Source organism: Paractinoplanes atraurantiacus (assembly GCF_900215205.1).
Taxonomy (GTDB): Bacteria; Actinomycetota; Actinomycetes; order Mycobacteriales; family Micromonosporaceae; genus Actinoplanes; species Actinoplanes atraurantiacus.
This window is the reverse complement of sequence record NZ_OBDY01000034.1, coordinates 118,496-124,952: the sequence shown is the minus strand read 5'-3', so window position 1 is coordinate 124,952 and position 6,457 is coordinate 118,496. Positions and strand designations below refer to the sequence as shown.

General features: G+C 71.9%; 6 protein-coding genes. 3 read left to right on the top strand and 3 right to left on the bottom strand.

Translation table 11 applies throughout. The annotated features are described in order from the left end of the window. The coding region (locus CRP55_RS44675; RefSeq protein WP_097328166.1) for a LacI family DNA-binding transcriptional regulator at positions 1-840 on the top strand (840 nt) is incomplete at its 5' end. Here CRP55_RS44675 and CRP55_RS44670 read toward each other — a convergent pair. Then, positions 753-1,970 carry a lactate racemase domain-containing protein gene (locus tag CRP55_RS44670; protein ID WP_097328165.1) on the bottom strand — a complete coding sequence of 406 codons (1,218 nt, stop codon included), beginning with the start codon at positions 1,968-1,970 and terminating at the stop codon, positions 753-755. The genes CRP55_RS44675 and CRP55_RS44670 overlap by 88 nt on opposite strands. Before the next feature lie 100 nt (positions 1,971-2,070). Between CRP55_RS44670 and uxaC the strand changes: the two genes are divergently transcribed. Continuing rightward, positions 2,071-3,441: a glucuronate isomerase gene (gene uxaC, locus CRP55_RS44665; protein WP_097328164.1), complete on the top strand. Its 1,371-nt coding sequence runs from the start codon at positions 2,071-2,073 to the stop codon at positions 3,439-3,441. Further along, positions 3,438-4,586, top strand: a complete 1,149-nt coding sequence (locus tag CRP55_RS44660; RefSeq protein ID WP_097328163.1) for a mannitol dehydrogenase family protein — start codon at positions 3,438-3,440, stop codon at positions 4,584-4,586. The genes uxaC and CRP55_RS44660 overlap by 4 nt, the downstream gene beginning before the upstream one ends. Here CRP55_RS44660 and CRP55_RS44655 read toward each other — a convergent pair. Then, the gene (locus CRP55_RS44655) at positions 4,573-5,760 is read right to left on the bottom strand and encodes an SGNH/GDSL hydrolase family protein (RefSeq protein ID WP_438865852.1); all 1,188 of its coding nucleotides are present in this window, start codon (positions 5,758-5,760) and stop codon (positions 4,573-4,575) included. The genes CRP55_RS44660 and CRP55_RS44655 overlap by 14 nt on opposite strands. A gap of 80 nt (positions 5,761-5,840) precedes the next feature. Further along, positions 5,841-6,434: a hypothetical protein gene (locus CRP55_RS44650; protein ID WP_097328161.1), complete on the bottom strand. Its 594-nt coding sequence runs from the start codon at positions 6,432-6,434 to the stop codon at positions 5,841-5,843. Positions 6,435-6,457 lie beyond the last annotated feature (23 nt).

Below are 6,457 nucleotides of genomic sequence, written 5' to 3'. Positions count from 1 at the left end.
ATCGGGAACCCGTTCTACACCGAGATCATCCTTGGGGCTCAGGACGCGGCCGCCGAGGCCGGCTACACGCTTCTGCTGACCGACGCCCGCGAGTCGGGCGTGCGGGAGCGGGAGGCGCTGGAGCGGGCGCTCACGGCCGTCGACGGGCTGGTGCTGGCCACCTCGCGCATGTCGGACTCGGCGATCCGCGCGCTGGCCAAGCAGCGGCCGGTGGTGGTGCTCAACCGGGCGGTCGCCGATGTTCCCAGCGTCATCTCCGACAACCCCGATGGTGTACGTCAAGCCGTCGCTCACCTGGCCGAGAAGGGGCACCGGGACATCACCTACCTGGCCGGGCCCGAGGCGTCGTGGGCGGACGGGACGCGCTGGCGTTCGCTGCGGGAGCTGGCCCCGGGCAGCCGGCGCCTGGGCCCGTACGCCCCGACCGTGAAAGGCGGTGCCGAGGCGGCCGCCGACTTCGCGCGGCAGCCCTCCGGGGCCGTTCTCGCCTACAACGACGCGATGGCGATCGGGCTGATCCGGCGGCTCACCGCCTTGGGCGCGCGCGTGCCGGGCGACGTGAGCGTGGTCGGCTTCGACAACATCGAGGCGGCCGATCTGGTGACGCCCGCGCTGACCACCGTGGCCGCGCCGCTGCGGGCGATGGGGCGAACGGCCGTCACCAACGTGCTGGCCATCGCGAACGGCGCCGTGCCGCACACGACGGAGCCGATGGTGCTGCCCTCGCGGCTGGTCGTCCGCCGGTCGACGGCTCAGCGCAGGCGGAACAGCACCTCGCCGGCCTGGGGCACGACGAACGCCTCCGGATCGTCGAGGCGCACCGAGGACGGGTCGAGATAGTCCAGGTTCGCGGCCCGTACGACGTCCTCGGGAATCCCGGTCGCCAGCGTGACCGTCACGCGCAGCCGTTCGCCCGCCACCGGGTCGTACGTGCCCGCTCCGCGCAGGTGGGTCGAGTGGGCCAGCACGCCCCAGTGGTAGCCCTTGAACCGGTCCCACTGCTTCAGGAAGTAGTCGCGGCAGTGGTAGCCGATCTTCTCGATCTCGGGGTGCATGGCCGCGATCCGGGTGATGTGCGGGGCGTACAGGATCACCTGGCCGCCGTCGGCCACGACCGGCTCCACCTTGTAGAAGCCCTTCGCGCCCGTCCACATGTCGTCGTATTTCGTGGGAATGATCGACAAGACCTTCGAGACAGGGGCGTCAAGATAGCGTACGTGGGTCTGGGCGGACACCTCCGCCGCCGCGGCCCACGCCTGTTCGGGTGAGCCGAGCGCCGCCGCGTGCAGGGCGCCCGTCCCGGACTGCACCACCAGGCACAGCGCCAGCCGGCGGCTCGGTATCAGCTCCGCGGCCTGGTTGATGAGGGCCCGCACCGGCGTCACCCCGCGCGTGCCGATGATGGAGGCGCTGGTGATGAGCGCGCCCAGCCAGTGCGAGAAGTCGATGATCTCCTGCCCGGCCACGCCCGGGAAGAAGTATTTGTTGCCGCCGGAGAAGCCGACCACCTCGTGCGGGAAGACCGGCCCGATCACCAGGCACACGTCGTGCTCGACCACGGCCCGGTTCAGCACCACGTCGACGTCCTGGCTCATCCGGCCCTCGGACAGCTCCTCGACCCGGGCCGCCGGGATGACCCCGATCGACGTGAGCGCCGACGGCTGCCACCACTCGTGGTTACGGACGTCGAAGCCCTCGTACGGGCCACCGAGATGCGAAGCCAGCTGGTCCTCGGTCATCGGCGCGTGGGTGCCGAGCGCGACCAGCACCGTCACGTGCGTGGCGCGCCCGTGCAGGGCTTCATGCACGGCGGAGAGCAGCATCGGCAGCGGGCAGCTCCTGGTGCCGTCGGGCACGATCACGCAGACGCTGCGGCCGTCCAGGTCTTCCGCGGCCAGGGTGCGCAGGACGTAGTCGCGTACGGCCGCGTCGTCCAGGGTCGCGTCCGGGCCGCCGAGGAGCTCGATCATGGCTCCACCCTGCGCCCGCGCTGCGGAGCCTGGCAAGCGAACCGGGCAACACATGGCAACCGCTTGCGGTGCCCGCTCCCACGAAGGAAACCTCGACCCCATGGCGATGCGAGAGGACCGGCTGCTCCCGGCGGATCCGGCGGTGCGGCCCGTGGCGCGGCGGCTCTACGAGGCGGTCCGCAACCTGCCGATCATCTCACCCCACGGCCACGTGGACCCGGGGATGCTGCTGGCCGACGAGCCGTTCACCGACCCCACGGCCCTGTTCATCACCCCGGACCACTACGTGACCCGCCTGCTGCACGCCGGCGGCGTCACGCTGGACCGGCTGGGCGTGGGCTCGCCGGCCGGCGCGAACTCGCGGGACGCCTGGCGGCTGCTTTGCGAGAACTGGGCCCTCCTGCGCGGGACGCCGGTGCGCTACTGGCTCGAGACCGAGTTCGCCGACATCTACGGCATCACCGAGCGCCCCTCGGCCGCGAACGCGGACGACCTGTACGACCGGATCGCCGGCGCCGCCAAACGGCCGCGGGAGCTGCTCGACGGCTTCGGCATCGAGTTCCTGGCCACCACCGACGATCCGGCCGACGACCTCGCCCCGCACCGCGAGCTGGCCCGGATCGTGAAGACCCGCATCGCTCCCACGTTCCGGCCGGACGCCTATCTGGAGCCGGCCCGCCCCGGCTGGGCCGAGAAGGTGGAACGCCTCGGCGCCGCCGCCGACACCGACGTCTCCCACTACCAGGGCTATCTGGCCGCCTTGGAGAGCCGGCGCCGCTATTTCCGGGCCAACGGCGCGGTCTCGGCCGACCACAGCCACGCCGACGCCCGGGCCGAGCCCGTCGACAACCCCGACCGCCTCTACAAGAAGGCGCTGACCGGCGACATCTCGGCCGAGGAGGGCGCCGCGTTCCGGCGGCACATGATGCTGGAGATGGCCCGGATGTCGTCCGAGGACGGCCTCGTGATGACCCTGCACCCGGGCATCTTCCGCAACCACCACCCGGGGAGCTTCGAGCGGTACGGCCCCGACACCGGCCACGACATCCCGACCACCGTCGAGTTCACCCGCGCTTTGCAGCCCCTGCTGGCCCGGCACGGCACCGACCCCGGCTTCCACCTGGTGCTGTTCACCGTCGACGCCACCGTCTACAGCCGTGAGATCGCCCCGCTGGCCGGTTTCTACCCGTCGGTCTACGCGGGCGTTCCCTGGTGGTTCCTGGACAACCCGTCGGCGATCCGGCGCTTCCAGGAGTCGGTCACCGAGATCGCCGGGTTCAGCCGCCTCTCCGGCTTCATCGACGACACCCGCGCGCTCTGCTCGATCCCGGCCCGGCACGACATGTCCCGCCGCCTCGACGCCGGCTATCTGGCCGATCTGGTGTGCACACACCGCCTCGACGAGGACGAGGCCCTCGAGACGCTCACCGCCCTCGTCTCCGACCAGCCCCGGAAGGTCTTCAAGCTGTGATCGTCCACCTCGGACTCGGCAACTTCTTCCGCGCCCACCAGGCCTGGTACACGGCCGAGGCGAAGGACGGGTGGGGCATCGCCGCCTTCACCGGCCGGTCCGCGCAGGCGCCGGATCCCCGCTACAAGCTCGTCACGCGCGGCCCGGAGTCCGACGAGATCTCCTGGCCGGACGCGATCCGGGAGACGCATCCGGGCACCGACCGGGCCGCGTGGGAGAGGCTGCTCGCGCAGCGGGAGACCGCCGTCGTCACGCTGACGGTCACCGAGAAGGCGTACGCCGGTGAGGACGTGCCCGGTCGTCTCGTGGCGGGTCTGAAAGCCCGGCGCGACAGCGGGAGCGGCCCGATCGCGATCGTTCCCTGCGACAACCTGCCCGACAACGGCGCCGTCACCCGCCGGGTGGTCACCGAGGCGGCTCGCCGGGCCGATCCCGCCCTGGCCGGCTGGATCACGGAGAACGTCTCCTTCGTGTCCACGATGGTCGATCGCATCACGCCGGCGTCGACGCCGCCGGAGGTCGTCACCGAGCCCTATCACGAATGGGTGCTGCAGGGTGATTTCCCGGCCGGCCGGCCTGCCTGGGACACCGTGGGGGCACGCTTCGTCGCCGACGTCCTCCCCCACGAACAGCGCAAGCTGTGGCTGCTCAACGGCGGTCATTCATTGCTGGCGTACGTCGGGAGCGCCCGCGGGCTGACCACGGTGGCCGAGGCGGTGGACGACCCGGAGTGCCGCGCCCTGCTGGAGACCTGGTGGGACGAGGCGGCCGCCGCGCTGCCGCTGCCCGCCGGCGAGATCCGCGACTACCGGGCGGCGCTGGCTGAGCGCTGGGAGAACGCCCGCATCCGTCACCTGCTGGCGCAGATCGCCATGGACGGCTCCCAGAAGATCCCGATCCGCGTGCTGCCCGTGCTGCGGCACGCCCGCGAGAACGGCACCCTGCCCGTCGGCGCGATCGGCATCGTGGCCGCCTGGCGCCGGCACCTGCACGGCGCCGGAGCGCCGGTCGACGACGCCGGCGCGGCTCGTTTCGCGGCGGCCACCACCGCCCGCGAGTTTCTCGGCCTGCTGGATCCGGCGCTCGCCGCCGACGACGACCTGGTGGCCGCCCTCGACGGCGAGCCGGTGGTCAGCTCACGCTGATCGTCCCGCTGGTGGAGCGGGTGCAGCGGACCGACCGGGACGCCGTGGCGGCGGCGCCCGACAGGCACTGGGCCAGGACGGCGTGGCCGGCGGCGTTCGGGTGCCAGGACTCCTGGCAGGTCTGAAAGTACGTGACGCAGGCGTTGGCTATCCGCTGGATGTCGAGCTTGTCCAGCCCGGCCAGGTCGGTCAGGAAGACGCCGGTCGGGCCGTCCTGGAGCCGGATCGGCGTCGCCAGCGCGTTGCCGGGGCTGCCGGTCCGCTCGCACAACCGGGCCCCGTCGAAGGCCGACTGCACGTTCAGGTAGACCAGGTCGGCGCCCGGGAACTCCGTGCTGACCGCGCCGTGCACCCCGGACACCAGCGTGCCCAGCCCGGCCGAGAACGTGTGGCCCGGGCCGAGGCTGGCCCGGTGGATCGGGCAGCCCGCCCGGTAGCGCTCCGCGCCCAGCGCCCGGAACTTGTCCCGGTCGTCGGCCCGTCCGTCCTCTTCGTGCAGGCTGCTCTCGAGCTCGGTCGGCAGCGGGTTCGTGTAGTCCTGGAAGACCACGCGGTGGACGCCGTCGGCGTCGATCTCGTCGAGTGTCCGCAGAATGGCCCGGACCGCCGTGACCGTCTCGGCCTGGGCCGCCGACAGCTGGGCCGGCGTGGCCAGGTCGCCCGGCGCGCACGGCTCCTGGGGCACCGGCCCGCCCAGGTAGGCCCAGAACTCCCACCACCCGGTCCACGCGTCGGCGACGAACCGGTTGGCGCACTTGACCGCCACGTCGCCGAAGGTGAACGACGAGTTGTTCGACCCGAGCCCGATCAGCACCAGGTCGATGTCGTGGGTGCGGCCCACCGCCCGCAGCTGGTCGAGCTGGGAGGCGACCGTGCGGCCCTTCTCGCGGGCGCTCGACGCGGCCGCGATGTCGGCCGGCTGCCCGCCGGAACAGGCCAGGTTGAAGCGGTCCTGTATGCCCGGCAGGCTCGCCTTGAGCAGTGAGGCGTTGGCCGAGCGATGACAGAAGTAGGCGTTGCTGTTGGCCGCCGACCACCCCGGGAAGGCTTGTGCCTGCCCGGAGGCGTCGCCGACGGGCTGGTAGTTTCCGGCGCCCTCACCGCTGATGAAGCTGTCGCCGAGGGCGACGGCGGCGGTGGGCAGCGCGGCCCGCGCGGGGGCCTGGATCAGCATCAGGGGAAGGAGGGCGAGGACAGCGGGGACGGCGAATCGGCGCCACATGCCCCGATCGGATCACGTCGATTAGACGGACGTCAATCCTTGCAGGACGAGTCGCACGCGCCGAGCGGGATGACCACGTCGGCGCTGTCGCGCTCGGCCGGCCAGAAGCCGTCGAGGCTGACCGCGACCCACGGGCCGGCCGGGGGCCGGCTCCAGTTCAGCCGGAACTCGCCGTAGTAGTCGACGTCCTTGGTGACCTCGGTGGCGTCGACCTGCGGGCTCCAGTAGCGGGTGGACAGCACGTATCTGCCGTGGTCGCGGCCCGGGAAGCCCATGGTGCCGGGCGTGCGGGAAACAGTGATCATCTCGTCGAGCACGACGGTCTCGGGCTCGGGCACGTCGAGCGAGGGCACGCCCTCGTCGGGGACCACCTCGGCCAGCCGGTCGGAGAAGGCGTCGGGCTGGAAGGGCTTGCCGTCCAGGCTCAGACCCGTGTGCCAGGGCGCTCCCTCGCGCTTGGGCGGCGGTGAGGCGGCCATCACGCGACGGTACAGAGCGGACGGTGGATTGCTTTCCGCGATCGGTGGGGCGTACGGATAGTCGAGCGGAGCGGCGAAGACGAAGCGCAGAGAGTGGACGCACGCGCCGCGGAGTTCGAAGGCGACGTCGCTGAGCGGCTGACCCATGACCGTATCCCCTCAAGATCGAC

Coding starts and splice junctions, on each gene's coding strand:
- CRP55_RS44655 (WP_438865852.1), bottom strand. CDS start 5,760: ATGCTGATCCAGGCCCCCGCGCGGGCCGCGCTGCCCACCGCCGCCGTC.
- CRP55_RS44650 (WP_097328161.1), bottom strand. CDS start 6,434: ATGGGTCAGCCGCTCAGCGACGTCGCCTTCGAACTCCGCGGCGCGTGC.
- uxaC (WP_097328164.1), top strand. CDS start 2,071: ATGGCGATGCGAGAGGACCGGCTGCTCCCGGCGGATCCGGCGGTGCGG.
- CRP55_RS44670 (WP_097328165.1), bottom strand. CDS start 1,970: ATGATCGAGCTCCTCGGCGGCCCGGACGCGACCCTGGACGACGCGGCC.